The organism is Ignavibacteriales bacterium (assembly GCA_026390775.1).
Taxonomy (GTDB): domain Bacteria; phylum Bacteroidota; class Ignavibacteria; order Ignavibacteriales; family Melioribacteraceae; genus Fen-1258.
The window spans coordinates 1,143,135-1,165,302 of sequence record JAPLFF010000007.1 but is presented as its reverse complement, the minus strand read 5'-3'; the positions used below and the strand labels follow the sequence as shown (position 1 = coordinate 1,165,302).

Annotated in this window: 16 protein-coding genes; 11 read left to right on the top strand and 5 right to left on the bottom strand. The window is 36.8% G+C overall.

From position 1 onward, the window contains the following. The first annotated feature begins 165 nt into the window (after window positions 1-165). From NTZ27_10335 to NTZ27_10310, 6 genes are all read left to right on the top strand, one after another. Window positions 166-5,235, top strand: coding sequence for a choice-of-anchor A family protein (locus NTZ27_10335; GenBank protein ID MCX6175139.1), 5,070 nt, complete (start codon window positions 166-168; stop codon window positions 5,233-5,235). Window positions 5,236-5,666: 431 nt separating this feature from the next. Next, window positions 5,667-5,813, top strand: coding sequence for a 50S ribosomal protein L34 (gene rpmH / locus NTZ27_10330; protein ID MCX6175138.1), 147 nt, complete (start codon window positions 5,667-5,669; stop codon window positions 5,811-5,813). Continuing rightward, entirely contained in the window at window positions 5,814-6,212 is a 399-nt protein-coding gene (rnpA, locus tag NTZ27_10325; protein ID MCX6175137.1) for a ribonuclease P protein component, read from the top strand. Window position 6,213: 1 nt separating this feature from the next. Further along, window positions 6,214-6,423 (top strand): membrane protein insertion efficiency factor YidD, encoded by a 210-nt coding sequence (yidD, locus tag NTZ27_10320; GenBank protein MCX6175136.1) that lies wholly within the window; start codon window positions 6,214-6,216, stop codon window positions 6,421-6,423. Window positions 6,424-6,436: 13 nt separating this feature from the next. Next, window positions 6,437-8,284, top strand: a complete 1,848-nt coding sequence (gene yidC / locus NTZ27_10315; protein ID MCX6175135.1) for a membrane protein insertase YidC — start codon at window positions 6,437-6,439, stop codon at window positions 8,282-8,284. Window positions 8,285-8,346: 62 nt separating this feature from the next. Continuing rightward, window positions 8,347-11,055: a BamA/TamA family outer membrane protein gene (locus NTZ27_10310; GenBank protein MCX6175134.1), complete on the top strand. Its 2,709-nt coding sequence runs from the start codon at window positions 8,347-8,349 to the stop codon at window positions 11,053-11,055. Here the strand turns inward: NTZ27_10310 and NTZ27_10305 are convergent. Next, a complete protein-coding gene (locus tag NTZ27_10305; GenBank protein MCX6175133.1) occupies window positions 11,049-11,597 on the bottom strand; it encodes a hypothetical protein in 549 nt (182 codons plus the stop codon). The two genes, NTZ27_10310 and NTZ27_10305, sit on opposite strands and share 7 nt — an antisense overlap. Window positions 11,598-11,609: 12 nt before the next feature. Beyond that, a complete protein-coding gene (locus NTZ27_10300; protein ID MCX6175132.1) occupies window positions 11,610-12,131 on the bottom strand; it encodes a hypothetical protein in 522 nt (173 codons plus the stop codon). A gap of 198 nt (window positions 12,132-12,329) precedes the next feature. On the opposite strand from NTZ27_10300, the gene NTZ27_10295 reads away from it, so the two are divergent. The 5 genes from NTZ27_10295 (at window position 12,330) to NTZ27_10275 (ending at window position 18,886) form a co-directional block, all read left to right on the top strand. After that, window positions 12,330-12,863 (top strand): RNA polymerase sigma factor, encoded by a 534-nt coding sequence (locus NTZ27_10295; protein ID MCX6175131.1) that lies wholly within the window; start codon window positions 12,330-12,332, stop codon window positions 12,861-12,863. Next, window positions 12,841-13,407, top strand: a complete 567-nt coding sequence (locus NTZ27_10290; protein MCX6175130.1) for a hypothetical protein — start codon at window positions 12,841-12,843, stop codon at window positions 13,405-13,407. The genes NTZ27_10295 and NTZ27_10290 overlap by 23 nt, the downstream gene beginning before the upstream one ends. Further along, on the top strand, window positions 13,404-13,988 hold the full coding sequence (locus NTZ27_10285) for a DUF4252 domain-containing protein (protein MCX6175129.1): 585 nt from the start codon (window positions 13,404-13,406) through the stop codon (window positions 13,986-13,988). The genes NTZ27_10290 and NTZ27_10285 overlap by 4 nt, the downstream gene beginning before the upstream one ends. Before the next feature lie 310 nt (window positions 13,989-14,298). Then, window positions 14,299-14,733 (top strand): hypothetical protein, encoded by a 435-nt coding sequence (locus NTZ27_10280; GenBank protein ID MCX6175128.1) that lies wholly within the window; start codon window positions 14,299-14,301, stop codon window positions 14,731-14,733. A 19-nt stretch (window positions 14,734-14,752) separates the two neighbouring features. Continuing rightward, on the top strand, window positions 14,753-18,886 hold the full coding sequence (locus NTZ27_10275) for a T9SS type A sorting domain-containing protein (GenBank protein ID MCX6175127.1): 4,134 nt from the start codon (window positions 14,753-14,755) through the stop codon (window positions 18,884-18,886). A 65-nt stretch (window positions 18,887-18,951) separates the two neighbouring features. Here NTZ27_10275 and NTZ27_10270 read toward each other — a convergent pair whose 3' ends face one another. The 3 genes from NTZ27_10270 to NTZ27_10260 are packed head-to-tail and all read right to left on the bottom strand — an operon-like array spanning window position 18,952 to window position 22,166. Then, window positions 18,952-20,082, bottom strand: coding sequence for an ABC transporter permease (locus tag NTZ27_10270; protein MCX6175126.1), 1,131 nt, complete (start codon window positions 20,080-20,082; stop codon window positions 18,952-18,954). 21 nt (window positions 20,083-20,103) lie between these two features. Next, a complete protein-coding gene (locus NTZ27_10265; protein MCX6175125.1) occupies window positions 20,104-21,240 on the bottom strand; it encodes an ABC transporter permease in 1,137 nt (378 codons plus the stop codon). Continuing rightward, on the bottom strand, window positions 21,237-22,166 hold the full coding sequence (locus NTZ27_10260; protein MCX6175124.1) for an ABC transporter ATP-binding protein: 930 nt from the start codon (window positions 22,164-22,166) through the stop codon (window positions 21,237-21,239). The genes NTZ27_10265 and NTZ27_10260 overlap by 4 nt, the downstream gene beginning before the upstream one ends. Window positions 22,167-22,168: the final 2 nt, after the last annotated feature.

Below are 22,168 nucleotides of genomic sequence, written 5' to 3'. Positions count from 1 at the left end.
TTTATTTGGCTCACTTTCTTCGAACTATATCATTTTGAAACAATTCTGATTAAAAGAAACATAGAAAAATTTTGTTTTTAATCAAAAAACTCGGTTTTCCTATGGCATTCGTCTTGCCCTTTACTTACCACTTAAAAGAATAACCTTAGGAGAAAGAAAGTGAAAATGTATACTAAACTGTTATTGAGAGTGATCGTTTTTATATCACTTATTTACGGTTTGTCAACTAATGTATTTGCACAGAGTAAATTTTTACCCAAGGTGCAAGATCATACCAGCATTGCGCAAGTTAGCTCTAGTAATGCTGAGGGTACGGGCGTAAGTTTCGTAAATCCATATACTAATGTGCGCGATACATACTTCGCCGGATTATTTTTAGGAACTCTTAATTCTATAAGTACAAAATTTTACTGCATTGATATCAACACCCACTTAGCAAGAAATGAAGATTATTGGGATGAGGGCAGTACGCCTTCAGAAATAACCTATATTCTCAATAATTATTTTCCGTTTAAAACCAGTTACGCAGGAAAGCTTTCCGATCTAAATAAAGAAGCTGCTGCTATTCAATTTGCTATCTGGCATTTTAGTGATAATACTGATATCAATTCAATTTCCGGAGCCGATGATATAAAGAACAGAGCTAATGCTATTGTTACGGACGCAACTGCTAATCATAATAATCACGCTCCTCTACAAGCACTGTTGATCCTTCCCTCCAATCAATCACTAGCAACAGGAACTAATGCGACTTTTGATATTTATGCTTTGGATCTAAACGGAAATCCTGTATCAGGATTGGCCATTGCTATTTCATCAACAATAGGAACTTTAAGCGCTACTTCCGGAACAACAAATACAAGCGGTCATTTAGGACCAATTACTTTAGCATATAGTGGTCTTGGTACCGCAACGATTAAAGTAAAAGCAAATGTTGCAATACCACAGGGAACTAGATATGTATACAAAGCGGGATCAAATCTAAAACAAAAATTAGTTTTAGCTACTCCTGCATTTGACACGAAAGAAGAAACCGCTACCGTTAATTGGTATACAAAACCAAGTCAATGTGATCTTAATGGATTTACAACATATACTCAGGGTGGTTGGGGAAGTCCTTCCAGTAGCACTCCTGGTAAGATTAGAGATTTATATTTTTCAACTGTCTTTCCAAGCGGTTTAACCGTTGGCGGAAATTTTACTATAAAATTAACTTCTGCCACTGCTGTAAAAAATTATTTACCTGACGGAACCACACCGACGGCATTAACACAAAATTATATTGATCCTACAACCAGCATTAATGTTCTGGCGGGACAAATTACTGCTCTTAAATTAAATGTTTATTTTAATGCAGCGGGTAAGATCGGATCTAATTCAACTAGTTTGGGTAGCCTCGCAATTGCAACAGGTCCTTTTACAGGAATGACTGTAAGTGCATTCTTATCATTAGCTGAACAAGCTCTTGGAGGCGGCTCTTTAAGCGGCTTCACATTTCCACAGTTTAACGACGCTGCAACAGCAATCAATGAAAATTTTGATAATGGAACAGTTGATAAAGGTTTCCTTTCTTGCATAGAATTAGTTTGTAAAAATACTGTAGGTAGTTATGTTTATCGTGATATTAACGCTAACGGAACAAAAGATTCCGGTGAACAGGGTATTGCCGGTGCAGTTGTTGAATTAGTCCAAGGTTCTTCTGTTCTTGCTACTGCTACTACAGACGCTAACGGTCATTATTCTTTCCCGAACTTTCTCAATGGTGCTTACACTGTTCGTTTAGCTGCTTCTAACTTTGCTTCAGGCGGAGTATTCTTCAATACTACTCAAGTAAAATGGTATACTAAAAATAGTACCTCTGTAAACACAACTCTAAATTGTAATGATAATCTCTCTATCAATTTCGGTTATTATAAAACATGTATCGGAATTACAAAAACAGCAGACAAAACTACATATAAGCCTGATGATATTATTACTTATACAATCACTGTTGAAAACTGCGGTGATATTCAGCTTAGTGGCGGCGTTGATGTTTATGATAATTTACTCTGGGGAACAACTGCGTATCATATCAATTTAATAAATCCAGGTCAGACATTTACAATTCCTATAGCAAGCACAAAATACACAGTAAAAGCTTCCGACTGCGGTAACTTAAAGAATACGGTAAGAGCAGAAGGACATCCTGTTGACGGTTCTGCTACTGTTATTGCTGAAACAAGCGTTACTGTCACTGTTGATTGCACGGTTTGCGAGAACACTGTAGGCAGTTATGTTTATCGTGATCTTAATGTTAATGGAGCTAAAGATTCCGGTGAGCCTGGTATTGCTGGTGCAATCGTTGAATTAATTCAAGGTTCTTCTGTTCTTGCTACTGCTACTACAGACGCTAACGGTCATTATTCTTTCCCGAATTTGGTTAACGGAACTTACACAGTTCGTTTAGCTGTTTCTAACTTTACTTCGGGCGGAGTATTCTTCAATACTGCTCAAGTAAAATGGTACACAAAGAATAGTGCTTCAGTAAATACAACTCTAAATTGTAATGATAATTTATCTATCAATTTCGGTTACTATAAAACTTGTGTTAGCATTACAAAGTCATCAGACAAACAATCATACAACAAAGGCGAAACAATAACTTACTCGTTCTTAGTAGAAAACTGCGGCGATATTCAATTGCACGGTGGTATTGATATATTTGATGCAATGTTGAATAAAACCGGAAACCATTTAATTAATCACATAGACATTCTTGATCCTCATCAGTCAACAACATTTACAATGACTTATTTGACAGGTGATCAAGATTGCGGACAATTGGTAAACACGGTACGCGCAGAAGGACATCCGGTTGATGGTTCTGCAACGGTGATCGATGAAAGCAGCTGGACAGTTAATGTAATCTGTGATGAAAAGGCTGATATAAAAATTGAAAAGACTGTTGATAATCCAACTCCTCAATGTGATGATAATGTTAATTTCACTATTAAAGTTACCAACTTAGGACCAAATTCTTCTTCCGGTATTGAAGTAACAGATTTATTACCGAACGGTTTGAATTATGTATCAAGCACTGCATCTCAGGGTTCATATAATTCAACTACAGGAATTTGGAATGTTGGAACACTTGCAAGCGGAGCTTTCGCTACATTAACTATAAAAGTAAAAGTTGATTGCGGACAGGTTAACAATTCCGCATTCGATCTTGGTACAGCAAAAGATTATAACTTATTTGTTATCGAAGATGCAAATCAACCATCTTCAGATACTCAAGGTAAAGTTGCCGTAGGTCGCGACGCTTACTTCGCTAACTATAGTATAAGCGATCAATTGCCAGCTAACAGCGGCGATGTATTAATTGTTGGTCGTGATCTAACATATATTAGCGGCGCTATCTATAATGGAAATGCCGTTTACGGGCATGCAACAAATCTTCCGCAATTATCAGTTAGTATTACAGGCGGAACATTGCGCCATGATAATCCTATAAACTTTGCTGCAGCAAAATCTTATTTGCAAAGTTTATCAACAACGCTTTCCAGTTACACTGTAAACGGAACAACATCATTCCAGTACGGTGGATTAACATTAGCCGGATCCGATCCGTTCTTAAATGTTTTCTCTGTAAGCGGAACCAGTTTATCCTCTGCAAATAATATAACAATCAACGTTCCTAATGGTTCAGTAGTGCTTGTTAACATCAGCGGAACATCTTTAAGTTGGACAGGCGGGCTTACAGTTAACGGAACAGCAATTACTAACGTACTTTATAATTTCTATCAAGCAACAACATTAACAATATCAGGCATTGATATAAAAGGTTCTGCTCTTGCACCATTCGCAACAGTAAACTTTATCAGCGGTGTTATAAATGGTCAAATGATTTGCTATTCGCTCACGGGCAGCGGTCAGTTTAACTATGCAATGTTTGGCGGACATATTCCTTTCGATAAGAACATCACAAACGTTGCAACTGTTTCTGCTTGTTCAACACCTGATCCTAATCCGAACAACAATACATCAAGCGCAACTATTACAATTACAAATACTACTGGCGGCAATAATGGCAACGGTAATAACGGCGGAACATGGACAAATATTTGCTCGTTCGGACAAGGTGAAATAGTTTACTCACTCGCATACGGCAGCAATGGATATATCTACGCTGGAACATGGGGCGGAAAGATTTACAAATCAACCGATGGCGGAAAGAATTGGATTGTTATCAACACTGGAATGAATGTGTCCTTCATCTGGTCACTTAATATCAGCGGTGGTGTAATATTCGCAGCAACAGAAAAAGGCGTTTATAAATTCAACGGCTCTGCTTGGATATTAACAAGTCTTTCAGGTAAAGACATTCATGCTCTCGTTTCTTACAACGGAACATTGTATGCCGGTACATGGGGATTCGGAGTTTACAAATCAACAGACTTAGGCACAACATGGACACAAATCAATAATGGTTTCGGCGGATTCTTAGCAATTCAAGCTCTTACCATAACAAGTAACGGAAACATATTTGCCGGAACTGCGGGCGGCGGTATTTTCAAATGTACAGACGGAACTAACTGGAATAAATTAACATGCGGTTACAGTGTGATCTGGTCTCTCGCTTCAACATCTACTACAATCTTTGCGGGAACTTATGGCGATGGTTTGTACAAATCAACAGACGGCGGATTGAGTTTTACAAAAGTTGCCTCTCTTAGCGTAACATTTGTTTATTCAATGTCGGTTGATTTGAGCGGCAAGATCTATGTCAGCTCTCTAACAAACGGTGTTTATATGTCTTCTGATAACGGCAGTACATGGATATCTCTTGGAATGAGCGGATATGGTGTAAGCGCCATGATGGTTAACCCAAGTTCTGATGATGTTTATGTTGGAACAAAAGAAGGTCAAGTTTATAAGATCTCTGGAAGCAACAGCGCTACAGGCGTTGGTGATAATTTTTCAACACCGACAGAATATAAACTTTCCCAGAACTATCCGAACCCGTTTAATCCATCTACAAATATTGAATTCGTGGTTCCAAATGCTGGAATGTATTCGTTGAAAGTTTACAACACACTCGGTCAAGAAGTAGCTAACTTAGTTGAAAGTGAATTAGCCTCCGGATTACACAAAGTAACTTTCGATGCAAGCAGACTTGCAAGCGGTATGTACATCTACAAGTTGAGCGGAAACAATGTAAACGTTTCCAAGAAAATGATCTTGATGAAATAACAACCTTAATTAGTTAAATAATCTTAGTCTAGAGGGACCCTGCTGCGGCAGGGTTCTTCGTTTTAGAGAGTAAATTTATCTGACTCTTTTTAAAACTTCCGTTCAAATTGATACAAAGTAATTTCAATATCATTTCATTTTTCAACCGGAAACACAATTAAATATGGCACGTTGCTTGTTCTATATATAACAACATAAGCACCCTCTTATGGAAAGCGAACCCTCTAAAAAGCTTTCTTCACGGCGGCGGTTATTTTGGTGATAGGTACTTCGGCTGGGCTTGTCACTGGGAAACCGCCTTCCTCTTTTAAATACCCGATACATTCGAAAAAATCATTTTACATGTTGGGAATTTCTAACACAGTTAACAACTTTGGTTATTACTTACAAAATCTTTAATTTTGCACACTTTCAAATGAATAGGTAACAAAATGAAGCGCACTTTTCAGCCAAGTAAAACAAAAAGAAAAAATAAACACGGCTTCCGCGAAAGAATGGCAACCAAAAACGGTCGTAAAGTTCTTGCGCGCAGAAGAGCTAAAGGTAGAAAAAAATTAACCGTTAGCGACGAAGGATAATTGAAACAGTTTGGTCTTTCTTCAAAGGAAAGAATCAAAAGTAAAAACGAATTCGATCTTGTTTATTCCGCCGGAGAAATTTTATTTTCTTCGTCTCAAAAATTCAAAGCTGTTTTTTTCATTCAAAAAGAATCTGAAACGAGTGGAATTAAAACAGCTTTTGCTGTTTCAAGAAAGAGCGGAATAGCGGTCTGGAGAAATCGAATTAAAAGACTTTTACGGGAATCGTATCGTCTAAACAAAAAAGAGATTTGTTCAGAAGTAGGAATAAAAAACTTGAGGGTGTTTATTGTATTCTCGCCTAATACAATAAATCAAAAAAACAGTAGAAAAATTTTATTGAAAGAGGTTATGCCGGAAGTAATTGATTTGACGAACAAGATCATGGCAAGACTGTAAAATGAGGCATGTTCTAATATATTTAATCAAGCTCTATCAAAAATTAATTTCGCCGTTGTTTCCACCCTCTTGCCGTTTTTATCCTACTTGTTCCGAATATGCGGTTCAAGCAGTTACAAAGTACGGCGCACTTAAAGGCGGGGCAAAAGCAGCCTGGCGAATTTTGAGATGCAATCCTTTTAACAAAGGCGGGATTGATCCGGTAGAATAAATAAAGGAATAAAATGGACAAGCAAACAACATTTGCATTTATAATCATAGGACTTATTCTTGTGGTGTGGCTTTATTTCAATTCTCCCGCTCCTCAGCCGCAGCAAAAAAAGAAAGGACAGCCAACTGCTGTTGAGCAGAAAGATACTGCCGCGGTAAAACCCCCGGTTCAACAAAAACAAACAGCAAAACCCGTAGAAGAACCTTCTCCTTTTGGCGCCAAAAAATTAACAGAAAAAATAACAACGATCGAAACAGATCTTGCCAAAATAGAACTTACTAATAAGGGCGCAAAGATTAGAAGATATTTTATTAAGAAATATAAAACATGGTATCACGCCGACGTTAAAGACACGAATTTTTACAACCAGCATGTTCAATTAGTCAACACAGCCAAGGATGGCGGAGACTTTAATATAATCTTTGTTACAAAAGAAGGAAAACTTGTAAACACTTCTTCAATAGATTTTAATTCTACAGCAACTAATTATTATTATAAAGTCAGCAGTAAAGATTCTGTCGCTATCAATTATGAATTTTTGACTGATAAAGGAAAAGCAATAAGAAAGAATTTTGTTTTTTACGGCGATAACTATGCATCTAAGATTGATGTCGAGCTTGAAAACATGGATGATGTTATTAGCAGTTATAGATATGATGTTGTTTGGTCTAACGGATTAGTTAATCTCGAAGAAAATTCTGTTGATGAGGCTAATCATTCAAACGCAAGTGCATACTCCGGCGACGAACAAGTTATTGTTGATGCAACCAAGGCCGGTGAAAAAGTTACTAAAGACATAAACGGAAAAGTTGATTGGGTTGCAATCCGCAATAAATATTTTGCAATGATTCTCGCTCCCACTAATCCAAGCAGTGAAGGTGGTGCTTTTTTTGAAGGCAATCATCTTGTAAATCAATACGGCGTAAAAGAAATTTACAGCGCCAGTTTGAAAATGCCGTTTAAAAACCAGAAACTTCAAAAGGATTCATTTACGCTTTATCTTGGTCCTATTGATTATGGTATTCTCAAATCTTACGGGAAAAATTTTCAAACTGTTTTTGATTTTGGAAGTTTCTTCGGATTAAAATTTGTCATCAGACCAATTTCTGAGTTTATACTTCTTCCTCTTTTTAAATTTTTACATGGATTTATTTCCAACTTCGGTATCGTTATAATTCTTTTCTCTATCATTATAAAATTTGCGCTTCATCCTCTTACGCGTCAAAGCATGAAGTCTATGAAAAAGATGCAGATGCTTCAACCGAAGATCAATGAATTAAAAGAAAAAAATAAAGACAATCCTCAGAAAGTTCAGCAAGAAACGATGAAGCTTTATTCTACCTACGGAATTAATCCGATGGGCGGTTGCCTGCCAATGCTTTTACAAATGCCGATTCTAATTGCCTTGTGGAGTTTATTTAACGTTACTATCGATATTCGCCAACAGCCATTTATGCTGTGGATTACAAATCTTTCATCGCCTGATATTATTTACAAATTACCTTTTAAAATTCCTTTCTTTAATGTTGATGTTATCAGCGGTCTTGCTTTGATGATGGGAATAACAATGTTTATTCAGCAAAAAATGAGCGTTAAAGATCCATCACAAAAAGCATTGGTGTATATCATGCCTGTTATGATGACTATAATGTTTATGAGTTTCCCGTCTGGCTTGAATCTTTACTACTTCATGTTCAATGCTCTTTCGATCGGCCAACAATATTATATTAATCATAAGCATGATAATGTAGAGCTTGTTCCTGTGGCTAATCCAAACAAGAAAAAAGGATTCATGTCGAGAATGATGGCGGCGGCTGAAAAGCAATCTCAAGAACAGAAAAAATCTTTAAAAAGAAAATAAATGTTGTGTGCCTCCGGTGGGGGCACAAAGTTTAATTTTGTTCTAAACATAATTACTATCGGATGCTCAATAAAAAATTAATAATAATTTTTATTTCTTTACTGCTCATTTCTTGTCTATCTGCTCAGACAAAGACAACTCTAAAATTAGATTTAACAGAAAAATATCTGCCGTTCGGATTAACAGAAAAAGTTGTAGTTAATTTTCCTAAGATCGGTTTGGCTCTAAGCGGAGGTGGGGCGCGTTCAATTTCTCAGCTTGGTGTTTTACGTGCATTTGAAGAAAAAAATATTCCTATAGAATTTATTGTTGGAACAAGCATGGGAAGCGTGGTTGGCGGTCTTTACTCTGCGGGATATTCTATAAACGATCTTGATTCGTTATTACAAAAAACAGATTGGGGAAGTTTTTTTTCTACGCAACAATCCAGCAGAAATGATCTTTTTGTAGATCAGAAAATTACTGAAGACCGCGCTATAGTTTCATTCCGAATGGAAGGATTAAAACCTCTTATACCAACATCAATCAGTTCCGGACAGCGAGCCGCAAACTTTTTAAATCTTGCAGCAATCAACGCACCCCTTCAAGCAGAGGAGAGTTATAACAATCTAAGATTTAAATACCGCGCAATAAGCAGCGATTTGATCTCCGGGAAAGAAATTATAATTGATAAGGGTCCCTTGGGACTTGCAATGCGAGCAAGTTCAAGTGTAACGCTTCTTCTTCCTCCCGTGAAAGTAGATACATTAATGTTGGTTGATGGCGGATTGGTTTCTAATATTCCATCAAAAGAAGTAAGAGCCCTGGGGGCGGATATAATCGTTGCTGTTGATGCTTCAAGTCCTTTATACAGCGAAGAAGAATTAAATTTTCCGTGGACGATTGCCGACCAACTGGTAAGCATCCCGATGAGAATTCTCAACGATCAGCAACTTGCAGAAGCTGATTTTGTTATTCAACCAAAATTAGATAAAAGGAAAAACTCCGATTTTACAAATCTCTCTGATGTTATTGCACAAGGATACAATTCTGCTTTGCCGATGATTGAAAAAATAAAAAAAACGTTTGAACTAAAATTTAAATCCTCATTAGATATTCCGGAAAAAATATTTACGCACCTAACACTAAAAGATAATCCCACGGAGTTTGAAAAGAGTTTCTATAACAATCTTATAAAAAAAGATTCTGTTTCGAACAAAGAACTTCTTTTTGAACTAAGCAATAGTTTCAGCGAGGGCATCTTAAAAGATGTTTCAATGGAAATTGAAGAGACGAACGGCAAGTCCATTCTCTCGGTCTTAACAAACTACAATCCGATAATCTCAACAATTGAAATTTCGGGAGCTTCTCCTCTAAACCAAGAAATGGCTTTCAAAATCTTGGCGTCATTAATTGAAAAACCTTTCAGTCCACGTAAAACTCTAACTGCCGCTTTAGAAGTGATTCGGAAATTTAAGTCCTTCGGATATTCTCTCGCGAGAATCGAAAAGGTTTCTTTTGATGAGAACACACGGGTACTTTTACTAAAACTTAGTGAAGGACTGATTTCTAAAATTATTGTTGAAGGAAATACTAAAACAAAAAAAGAAATTATTACACGCGAGTTTCCGCTCAACACCGGAGATTATTTTAAGTATGATCTTGCCGAAAAAGGTTTAACAAATCTTAGAAGCACTAATTTGTTCGACCAAATTGATTTAATTGTTGTTCCGGTTGATGACGAGAATGAATTAAAAATAAAGGTTGTCGAAAAAATTTCAAGCGTAATAAGATTTGGAATGAGGATTGATAACGAATATCAAACTCAATTCTTGCTTGATGTACGAGACGAAAACTTTAACGGAACCGGAACGGAAATCGGCGCAACTATTTCTGGTGGTATCCGTAATCGTGTTTATAGTTTAGAACAAAAAGCCAACAGAGTTTTTGATTCATACTTAACTTATAAAGTACGTGCCTTTCACGAATTTAACGATATAAACGTTTATGCAGATGATCTATTAACAGACGATAACAGTTTTTCGAGAAGCAAGACTGGAGAATATAGACAGCTGTTCTACGGCGGTTCGTTCGCAATTGGAACTCAAGTCGGGCGGTTTGGAAATATTTTTGTTGAAGCACGTTATCAAAGAGATGAGATTAAAAGCAAGTCCGATTATTCCGGGCCTATATACAAGACAGATATAACAAGCCTTCGTTTCTCTTTTTCGGTAGATTCACAAAACGATTATCCTTTCCCGACTGAAGGATTTTTTGTAAAAGGAGTTTACGAGACTGCACAAGCCGCATTGGGAGGCGATATAAGTTACACAAAACTTTTATTCGATTACAAAAACTATTTCAGCTTTAATAGCAAAACAAACACATGGGGCTTTAGAGCAATGATCGGTTCTGCCGATAAAACACTTCCTCTTACGGAAGAATTTTCTTTGGGTGGTCAAAATTCATTTTTTGGTCTTCGTGATTATGAATATCGAGGGCGGCAAGTATTTTTAACTTCGCTGGAACACAGATATAAGCTTCCAATAAAATTATTCTTTGATACATATGTGCGTGCGCGTTACGATCTGGGCTCGATTTGGGAGGAAGGCGAACAAATTCGTTTAAAGGATTTGCGTCATGGTATCGGCGCCTCGTTATCTATTAAAACGCCGATTGGTCCGGCAGATTTTTCGGTCGGTAAAAGTTTTTATTTCAAAAACTCTTTATCCAACAGCGTTATCGTGTGGGGCCCAACTTTCTTTTATTTTACAATTGGTTACTACTACTGATCTTTATTGTTTTCTAATTCCGCCGATCTTTCGGCCAATGCAAAGTATTTTATTTCTAATTGTTTGTCCCCGATTTTTTTATAGTGTTCTGCCAATGCATAATAAATTTTACTTTTAAATTGAACTGCTGAAATCCTCGTTTCTACAAATTCTAAAAGAACTTTATTGGTGGGGAGATCAAGATCATAATTATACAAAGATAAAAGACTCAGCAACGGCTCAAAGGAATTTGGTTTATAATCATGTGCTCGTTTATAATAATGAACGGCATCTTCTAAAGAATTAGGATAATCGTCTTTATGTTCAAATATTTTTGCCGTCCAAATGGAGAGATCATACGCATGTAGAGGGAATTCTTTAATTAATTTTTCTACGAACATTTTAATTTCGTCTGTTGATAGAGCCGGATTCCCGAGAAGTATTTTAAATATTTCCGGATCTGTTGTTCTTAATTTGATCGCTTCTTGAAACGCATCAAAGAGAAAATCCGGAGAAGTCGAATTACGAAAAACACTTTCTATTTTGTTGAGCTCTTCTTTCATCGTTCTGCTTCTTCAATTAACTTTTTGGGCTGGCTTAGACTGATTATATAAAAATTTAATCACATTTTCTTTTGTGAATTTGGGTAATTCTTCTTTGAATTCTACCGTTTTGTTCTTGTCCCATTGTTTTTGCTCAATCTCAACGTATTTGTGACCGGGCAAAAAGGCAAAGCGTCTATCCGTTAAATTATTTTGGTCGTCAAACAAAAAGAAAGTAATTATAACCGGGATATTAAAATTTTTTTGCCAGCGCTCGTAAGATTTAATCGCCCGCGTATTTACTAAAAAAGATTTTGAATGTTTTCCTTTCCAGTCAAGCAATGCTTTTCTCCCATTATGCTCAATTATTATATCTGGTTTGTCTTCCCCTTTTTCCCACAATTTTTCATATCGCTTATCTTCGCCAAAATCTTTGAAAATAATTCCCCATTGGATAAGTAAATTTTTTCCGGTCCGCTCAGTAAGATCGTGTAATTTATAATTGCCCCGGAATTCTTCTTTAGATTTAGCCGGTTGAAAGTCCAATTTTTTCATACTTGTTACTACTCTTTTGTAAAATCTCTTATCTCTTCCATTTTTGGTATAGTTCGGTCTATCCAGGCTGTTAAGCCAATTTCAGTATTTTTATTAGATATTTCAATATTCCTTTTTAAGATTTACTTTGAAAATAATTCTTAATAAAGAATGTAACAATAGAATTAATTGTTTCGTCTATAATATAGAAAATCATAAATGTTTGCAGAACAGAGATATCGTTTTCTAATTAAGCAGTATAAAAATAAAATTTATACTTACTCGCTTTATATGCTGAAGAACAGAATGGACGCTGATGATGTTACGCAAGAGGTCATGATTCGAATTTGGCAAAACATTGATAAGTTCAACATACTTGCGGCTAAAACTTGGATCATAAGGACAACCAACAATTTATGTATAGATTATTTACGAAAACGTACAGTTGCGGTAAACCGGGAGATTGAGATAGATGAATTCTTTGAAGAGACATACAGCAAAAATTATAATTCTGAGAATCCATATTTAATAACACATTTTAAAATGATCGCGTCAAAAGTTAAAGAGGCAATTCAACGATTGCCGGAAAATTTAAGAAGCGTCTTTGTTCTATACGAAATCGAAGAAATGAAATACAAAGAAATTAGCAAAGCGCTGGGTCTGCCGATTAATTCAGTTAAAGTTTATCTTCTAAGAGCTAGAAAAAAATTGCAAGAGGAGTTAAAGGAATATGAACCGCAAGAAATCATTTGAGTTAAACGAAAAGATTGTGAATAAAATAATTTCTGTTGCATATGGTGACGCAAAATTGATAGATAAATTTATTGTTATGCGGGCAGCCGCACAAAATCCGGAAATACGCTCAGCGCTCTATTCATACAAACAAACTGCAAAAGAAGTTGACGTGCTTCGCGAAGAAGAATATCCAGATGATCTAATTAGAAACGTTATCGGAAAGAGTCTCCCCGTATATAAAAACACAACCTCTTTTTTATTCGATCTTTATTCTACGGTTTTCTCGCGACCGATTATCTCGGCTGTAACAACAATCATTTTAATTACGGCAATTGTTACAACACTTATTGTTAACAAAACGGCTCAATTCAATTACCGCTATTCTCAAACTGAAATAACCGATGCAGATCAACAGGCGCGCAAAGCTTTTGCCATTGTGGGCAAGTTTTTTAAGCAAACTCAAACAACGCTCGAAAATGAAATAATGGGTGAGCGCGTTGCTAAACCCATTAACGATGGAATTGGAATTGTAAACAACTTATTTGAAGGAGAAACAAAATGAAAATATTAAGAATTACTTTCGTTCTTTTTTTTGTATTAAGTGTTGGCTCATTTGCTCAACAAAAAGAAGATTATTCAAAATATCCAGGTTACTTTAACTACAAAGATTTTGCACAGTTAAAGAACGCGGAATCAATTACAGAGATTTATCTTGAAGAACCTTTGTTGAAAATGGTTGCCGGTCTTGCAGAAGACAAGAAAGAGGGACTGGGTGATGCCCTTGGTGGATTAAAATTAGTTCGTGTTAACGAATTTAAAATTCCCAAGAGCGAGTTAACAAATATGGAAGCCGCAATTGAATCAATAGATAATAATCTGCAATCTAAAAATTGGGACCGCATTATTCGCACCAACAACAAAGGAAATTATACAAACATTTACGTTAAAAAAAGTGCTAACGATGAGTTTGTTGGATTAACAATCGTCTCTTTAGAAAAGTCTTTTAAGAGCGTGGAGGGTTCCGATGATTCCGGAAAAGCAACTTTTGTAAATATCGTCGGCAAGATTGATCTTAGCACCATAGGAAAACTCTCCGAACAATTACACGTTCCCGGATTAGAAAAAGCAAAGAAAGAGAAATAAATCTTTAACCAAAGAAAAACCCGACAGCATCGTGTTGTTGGGTTTTTTCTTTTGGTTCGATGTGTAAAAAATTGCCGGCTCTTTGCTTAAAGCGTTTAACTGAGCCCAATTTCTTAAAGCTGGGTTTTGTTTGCCAATAAAAATTTTATACTCTTCATCGATCTTCTTTGATAGCAGCCGTTCAACTTAGATCTAAAACGCCGCGCAAGAAATTGTCTTGAATCTCCTTTGTCTCTTAATAACTATAATCTTATTTTGAATCCAAAAGAAGAACAACAAACTTCTTCCTTATCATAACTGTCGAGTTCATGTGCTTAAAAAATATTTTACTCTATTCGTCGCGCTTCTTTTTATGATTAACTGCTCTTCATCCGAAAAAACATTTGCAGAGAAAAAAATTGCCCTTAAAAAACTATCGGTAGAAAAGTTTGGAGTTTCGTTTCAGGCTACATACAACGCCGACAACTCATTCGCTCTGGTTGTAAAAGAAGCAAAGGCCACAAGCCAAAACCCCAATCCTTTTCTGCGCTTTTTTATTTACGGACTGAGCGAGAGCAAAATTATTTTTGAGGACAATGTTGCCGGTGGTTTAGCAAATTGGGAAAATGATGAGTTGATTGAGGTCACAATTACGCCCGGAACCGTTTCAACCGAGGAAGCCGGCAAACTATACGGGTATATTTATAATGTAATTTCTAAAACTAAGACCGATAGAAATTCATCAACACTAAAACAGAACAATTAAAAAATTTAAAAGGGCTGTTATGCTTAAACAAAATTGGCTGTTTGTAATTCTAATTTCTTTCCTTGTTTTGTTCCTCTCTTCTGCAGACGCTTTCACACAAACAAAAATTGTTTCTCCAGACGACGACCAAGCGTTAACAGAAAATCAGAGTGCGAAACAAAAGAGCAAAAAACAGACGAAGGAAGTTCTTTCCGAAAAGAAGAAGCGTCTTAAGGGATTAGTCAAGTATGACGAGCCCGAAATGTTCGCTGAATTCCAGAAAATGATTAGAACAAGAGATGGAGAGGACGCTCCAAAATATTCTGCAAATTATTTAATGGACGAATTGACTAAAGCAGAGAAACAAAGCAGACTATACAAAACGAACGCATTGGACTGGGTTGAACGCGGTCCGGGAAATGTTAGCGGAAGAACGCGTGGAATTATTGTTGACCCTGCAGATGTTACAAACCAAACATGGTTCGCCGGTTCTGTAGGAGGGGGGATCTGGAAAACATCGGATGCCGGTGTAACGTGGATAAACAAAACTCCTAATCTTCCAAACCTTGCTACTACGGTGTTAGCGCAAGGGGGGGCGTCTTACTTAAATATTTTTTATTGTGGAACCGGTGAAGGTTTTTCTAATGCCGATGCCGTTAACGGTGCGGGAATATTCAAATCAACTGACCACGGAAATAATTGGTTACAACTAACATCAACAGCAAATTTCGATTTTCGCAATGTTAACAGAATTATTGTTGACCCAAATAATCCGGATATAGTCCTTGCATGCACAAATCCGGGCCCAAACAGTTCTACGAATCCGGCAGGTGTTCACAGATCAACCAATGGAGGAGCGTCGTGGACAAGAGTTCTAAGCAAGAGTTCCAGCAGAGTTCAAGATTTGAAAGCAGATCCTTCTAATTTTTCAATTCAGTATTGTGCTGTAAACAATGATGGCGTTTATAAATCAATCGATAGCGGATTGAATTGGACAAAATCCAGCACCGGACTTATTACAACCGGAAGAATTGAAATTGCCGTATCAAGTAAAAATCCAAATTATATTTACGCAAGCGCACAAACTACCGCCGGCTCAGGTCTGTATGTCTCGGAAGATAAAGCTGCAACGTGGTTGTTAGTAAATTCAACTGACGGTAATACACAGAATTGGCTGCAATCACAGGGATGGTACGACAACACAATTGCCGTTAATCCATTCGACGAGAAGACTGTTTTCTTTGGGGGAATAGATCTTTGGAAAGCACAAATAACAGGTTCCGGTTCTACTAATGATGTTCTTGGAATTGATGAAGTGAACACAAGTACATTTTTATCGTTTGTTAATTGGGGTGGACCATATAGAAACGGCGGGATTGGAAAAGGAATTAATTTTTATAACTTCGCTCCTTTTGCAGATGCGAACAGTAACATTTATGCCAGCATGTTTAATCTTTCCGATAACGATTACGTTGCCGTAGAGTTAAGATTTGGTCCCGGCAAATCTCAGAAGGCACATAGATTTTTTAGAGATACAGACGCTTCATATAAATATAGAGATTATGTAACCGTCCCTTTTGAAGCCTGGGATATTACAAATAACAAACAAATTATGATTTCTTTCAGGGACTGGAAAGATGATGGTGCCTTTGATCTTATAACTTATGATGCTAATAATCTTGGAAGAGAATATCTATCCATCAACGCAATTGATTACAACGCAAACACTCCCGATCCCAATATTGCAAAAACAAATGGGATTGTTTATAAAAACATCTGGTCAATGTGGCCAATACTAGCTTCGGGAACATGGAATGCAAGTACATTACCTTCTTCCATTTTAAGAATCAGATGCGGAGATAGTTCTCTTCGTCTCGCAAACTTTTCACACGTAACAGACGGTTATAGTCAATATCAAAGTCAAACCCCAAAGCCGGCATACATTCATGTTGATCAACACAGTATTGTGCCCGTTCCGCTTGCATCTTCGCCGGGAACGTTCTGGATTCTAAATGGAAATGACGGCGGCGTTGCAGTTTCAACTGATAACGGTTTACATTGGCAGGAAGCTCTTAGCGGTGGCTACAACACAACGCAGTTTTATGGCGTTGATAAAAAACCCGGCTCAAACGAGTATCTCGGCGGAACACAAGACAACGGGACTTGGCTTTCACCAAAAGGACAAAATCCATCTAAAACAACCGCATACACAAAAGTAATTGGCGGAGATGGATTCGATGTTGCGTGGCATCATAAAGACCCAGACAAAATTATTGGAGGCAGTCAGTACAATAGTTTTAGAAGAACAACTAATAGCGGATTAACGTGGGAAAGCGCCACAAAAGGTCTGGATGATGTCGGTGGTGGAAAGGGTGCGTTTATTTCAAAAATTGCTGAATCCAATAGCGATCCAGATGTAATTTTCACAACTGGTTCACAAGGAGTTTGGAGATCCGAAGACTTTGGCGGATCTTGGGCAAAAAGTACAATAACAGGAAACACAACTTGGGCATATAGCGGAACATCAACACCAGTTGCTATTTCTATTGCAGATCCACAAATTGTTTGGGCCGGTTATTTTTATACCAACTCAACCTCAAGTAAATTATTTCTTTCAACGGATGGCGGAATAACTTTCTCCGGGGTTAGTCCTTACTCGGGAGTTGCGCTTGGTTCAATTACAGGAATTGATACACACCCAACTGAAATGAATACCGCATTCATTACATATTCAATTTCTGGTGCACCAAAAATCATACGAACTACAGATCTTGGAAATTCTTGGCAAGATATTACAGGCTTCGGCACTAATTCTACAAGCAGCACAGGATTTCCTAATGTTGCAACTTACTGTGTTGCAGTGATGCCATACAATACTAATATTATTTGGGCGGGTACTGAGATCGGTTTATTTGAATCAACCGACAACGGCGCAAACTGGCATCCGGCGAACAATGGTTTACCCTCCGTATGTATTTGGGATATGAAGATTGTTGATGATCAAGTAGTTCTTGCAACACACGGTAGAGGAATTTTTAGTGTTGCGCTTCCGGAATTGAGTGCTTATCAACCGCCTGTTGTTACTTTATCACCAATTATTACTTCACTCTCACAGGGCTTGGATAAAGCCGTCAATATTACAGCAAAATTGAGGTCAGATTACGATTCAACTTTGGTAATGGTTGACGGACAAAAAATTTTCAAGTTAACAACAACTACTGTTGAAGAAAAGGCTTTCAAATTTTCCACCACGAACGTTGGTAAAGTTAATGTTCAGTTGATTTCGTATCGTTCCAGCAGAGCTTATAAATCATCTTTGCGAAGTCTTGATCTATACAATATAAAAGCAACTCAAGTTGTTTACTCAAACTCCTTCGATGTAGAGAATGGCGATTTTGTCGGTAATGGATTTACAATCTCTACTCCTCCAAGCTTCTCTTCTCCAATGGTTAACTCTCCTCATCCTTATTCAGAATTAACAGATTATTACTACAATCTTTTAGTGCCAATTAAAATCTCAGACTTAACTAATCCTACTTATATAGAATATGACGACATAGCAATAGTAGAGCCCGGAGACCCCGGTTCTAAATTCGGTGATTCTAATTTTTGGGATTACGTTGCTATTGAAGGAAGCAAGGACGGATTAAATTGGATCCCGTTTGAGGACGGATATGATTGCAGATATAATCCTTCGTGGACTAATTTATATAATACTTCAGGCAATCCCACTTCTTCAAATTACGTTTACCATAAAATTAATATGACTAATAAATTCAACCGTGGTGATGTAATTTTTATTCGATTCCACTTGTATTCAGATGAGGCGGCGGTCGGTTGGGGTTGGGCGTTTGATAACTTAAAAATTCAGGATGGTGCAAGCGTTGTTGAAAAAGAAAATACATTACCTGCCGATTACAATTTGTCTCAAAATTTTCCTAATCCGTTTAATCCAGAGACTACAATAAAATTTTCTTTACCGCAACACAGCAGAGTTAAATTAGAGATCTTCGATCCGCTTGGAAGAGTTGTTTCTACGCTCGTTAATGGTGAGCTCGATGCGGGAAGCTATAAGTATAATTGGAACGCTTCTAATTTTGCAAGCGGAGTTTATGTTTACCGGATTACCGCAAACGATTTTTCCAGTTCAAAAAAATTAATGCTGGTTAAATAATTTTTGAGATTGGTTTATTACATAGAGGGCGGTAATAATCGCCCTCTTATTTTTTGTGGAATATTCTACTCTAATCTTTTTCTAAATCTAAGTGCACTAAAAAATAAAATTAAAATTCCCATTACCAAAAGCATTGTTGCATCAAACCAATGCTGTGCAAAACCGTTTCCCTTTAATATTATCCCGCGAATAATTGTTATAAAATATTTTAGCGGTATTAGGTAACTGATATACTGAATTATCTTTGGCATGTTTTCTACAGGGAATGCAAATCCTGAAAGATAGATCATGGGCATCATCACGGCGAAGATCGCTATCATCATTGCTTGCTGCTGTGTTTTAGAAACTGTTGATACGAAAAGTCCGAGCCCCAAAGTTGAAAGAATATATAAGAATGACGAGAAGAAAAGAAACACAACGCTACCTCTAACATGAATGCTGAAAATAATATTCATTGCTACTATAACGATCGCAACAGACACAAACCCGAGAATAAGAAAAGGAATAAGCTTTCCGATAATTAGTTGAAGCGGTTTTATTGGCGTAACAATTAATTGCTCAAGTGTGCCTATCTCTTTTTCTTTTACAACAGCTAAAGATGTGAGTATCAACGTAACAATACTAACCAGCAGACCAACAATTGCAGGCACCATAAAATTTCTCGTTTTAAGTTCCGGATTATACCACACTCGTACTTCTGCGGTAATGGTTCCCGTAGGGGAAATTTTTCTTCCGCTAAAATCAATAATGTCTTTGACGATTTGCTTTGAAAATGTTGTTATTATGGTTGTAATATATCCAGTAGCTATTGATGCTGAGTTTCCATCCGAGCCGTTAAAAATTGCTTGAAGTTGTGTGGTCTCTCTTCGATTTATCTTCTTTTCAAAATCTTTAGGAATAACAATTGCAACAAGACTCTTTCCCCTTTCGATATAAGTTTGCACGTCTTCATAGTTGTCGGCATAGTGATCTATCTGAAAAAATCCTGAGCTCTTAAATTCTTCAATAAAATTTCTGCTGATTGTTGTTTTATCTTGATCATAAAATATTGTGTGAACTGTATTGAGATCCAGCGTTGCGGCATAACCCAAAAGAATTAGTTGAACGATGGGCGCTATTAAAATAATTCCGAACATTTTAGGGTCGCGTTTAAACTGAAGAAATTCTTTTTTAATTATGTGAATGATTGTCTTCATGATAGTAGTATAAAGTATACTTTAATTCTTTGTCTCTTTTTTATTATAAATGATAATTGCGGCGCCCAATAGAATGCTTGCGTAGAGAATTAAATATAGAAGCTGATCCCAAATTGCAACGACTCCTACACCGCGAAGAACAATTGCTCTCAAAACGTTTATGAAAAATTTTGCCGGTGTTATATTGGTAATTACCTGAATAATTACCGGCATGCTCTCTATCGGAAAGACAAATCCGGATAATATAAATGAAGGCAGCATTGTAACCATGGTGGCGATTGAAAAAGCAATCTGCTGCGAATCGGAAACAACCGAGACTAAAATTCCTATGCTTGTCGAGGCAATTAAAAAAATTAATGTGCTGAGGAATAAAAGCGGATAACTTCCCTTAACAACAACATCAAACAATATATAACCGGCGATAAGAATCATGGCGGCATTAACCAGCGCTAACAAAACATACGGGAGCGTTTTTCCAATTAATAACTCCGATGATTTTATTGACGAGACATTTATCTGCTCTATTGTTCCGCGTTCTTTCTCTCTTACCAATGAAAGCGAAACGCTGACTGCTGCGGTTATAATTAGAATCATCGCTATCAAGCCGGGAATAAAAAAGCGTGTTGATTTCAAATCTGGGTTAAACCAAAAGATAGGACGGAAATCTATCGGCACAAAAGATTTTACTCCGGCTCTAGATAAAATTTCTGTTGTGAGTTTTGCGTTTAGCGATTGTGTCGCCGCCATTGAGTAGAATTGGATTATATTAGCAGAGTTGCCATCAACCCCGTCAATTAAATATTGAATCTTTGCTTCCTGTTTCGAGTAAAATTTTCTTGAAAAATCTTTTGGAATAACTACTATACATTGCGCTTTTTTTTCATCAAGGATTTCTTTTATTTGGGAATCATTGCTTATGTAACCGACCAAATCAAAATATGTTGACTTGGTTAAAGAACTTATGAACTCTCTGCTTACTTCAGAGTTTTCTTCGTCAAACACAACTATTTTTATATGGTGTACATCAAAGTTAACTGCGTAGCCGAACACGCCGAGTAAAAAGACGGGAAAGAGAAGAAGAATTAAAAGCATTCTGATATCCCGGAATAAATGCTTGAATTCCTTTTTCGCTATTGCCTTTGTTCTTTTTAGATTCATAATTTCTTTTCGTTTCCTAAAAGATGAATGAAAACATCTTCAAGAGTTGGCACAATTTTATTGATTCTCTTAATTGTTATGCAGTTCTCTTCGCATATTTTATTAATTCTGGTTAAATCATTAAATTTTTCTTTTACACTTATATGAATATTGTTCCCAAAGATTGACGTCTCTACGACAAAATTTTGCTTCTCTAGAAGTTCGAGAGTTTCAATTACTTTATCGCTCTCTATTTCGTAAATACTGTTTTTTAGGTAGTCTGTTTTTAATTGTTTTGGATTTCCCTCGGCAATTAGCTTTCCGGCATCTATCAATATAATATTATTGCAGAACTCAGCTTCTTCTAAATAGTGTGTGGTAACAAATACTGTTGTTCCTTCGGAGGAAAGTTCGTTGATTAATTCCCAAAAATTACGGCGCGAGATCGGATCTACACCGCTTGTTGGTTCATCTAGAAACACTATGCCTGGTTGATGAATTACCGCTGCGCCAAGGGCGAGTCTTTGTTTAATTCCGCCCGGGAGCGAGCCGGTTAATAAATTTTCTTTTCCTTCCAGATTAGCAATTTTTAGAACCCATTTTTTTCTTTCTTTAAGTTTTTCGTTGGATAATCCATAAACACCGCCGAAAAAATCTAAATTTTCTCCTACTGCTAAATCGTTATAAAGAGAAAATCTTTGCGACATATATCCGATGTTTTGTTTTACTCTGTCCGGATTTTTTGCAACACTGTGTCCTCCCACTATTGCATCGCCTAAGGTCGGCTCTAATATTCCGCATAACATTCTTATTGTTGTAGATTTACCGGCTCCGTTTGCGCCAAGAAATCCGAAAATTTCCGATTGCCTTACGTTAAACGAAATGTTATCAACAGAAGTGAAACTTCCAAATCTTTTTGTAAGATTTTTTACTTCGATCGAGTTCACTT

Bases quoted from the DNA above. Each gene is read 5' to 3' on its own strand.
- yidD (MCX6175136.1), top strand. From the start codon at position 6,214: ATGAGGCATGTTCTAATATATTTAATCAAGCTCTATCAAAAATTAATT.
- NTZ27_10300 (MCX6175132.1), bottom strand. From the start codon at position 12,131: ATGAAAAAATTGGACTTTCAACCGGCTAAATCTAAAGAAGAATTCCGG.
- NTZ27_10285 (MCX6175129.1), top strand. From the start codon at position 13,404: ATGAAAATATTAAGAATTACTTTCGTTCTTTTTTTTGTATTAAGTGTT.
- rpmH (MCX6175138.1), top strand. From the start codon at position 5,667: ATGAAGCGCACTTTTCAGCCAAGTAAAACAAAAAGAAAAAATAAACAC.
- NTZ27_10310 (MCX6175134.1), top strand. From the start codon at position 8,347: ATGCTCAATAAAAAATTAATAATAATTTTTATTTCTTTACTGCTCATT.
- NTZ27_10290 (MCX6175130.1), top strand. From the start codon at position 12,841: ATGAACCGCAAGAAATCATTTGAGTTAAACGAAAAGATTGTGAATAAA.
- yidC (MCX6175135.1), top strand. From the start codon at position 6,437: ATGGACAAGCAAACAACATTTGCATTTATAATCATAGGACTTATTCTT.
- NTZ27_10305 (MCX6175133.1), bottom strand. From the start codon at position 11,597: ATGAAAGAAGAGCTCAACAAAATAGAAAGTGTTTTTCGTAATTCGACT.
- NTZ27_10335 (MCX6175139.1), top strand. From the start codon at position 166: ATGTATACTAAACTGTTATTGAGAGTGATCGTTTTTATATCACTTATT.
- NTZ27_10275 (MCX6175127.1), top strand. From the start codon at position 14,753: ATGCTTAAACAAAATTGGCTGTTTGTAATTCTAATTTCTTTCCTTGTT.
- NTZ27_10265 (MCX6175125.1), bottom strand. From the start codon at position 21,240: ATGAATCTAAAAAGAACAAAGGCAATAGCGAAAAAGGAATTCAAGCAT.
- NTZ27_10270 (MCX6175126.1), bottom strand. From the start codon at position 20,082: ATGAAGACAATCATTCACATAATTAAAAAAGAATTTCTTCAGTTTAAA.
- NTZ27_10295 (MCX6175131.1), top strand. From the start codon at position 12,330: ATGTTTGCAGAACAGAGATATCGTTTTCTAATTAAGCAGTATAAAAAT.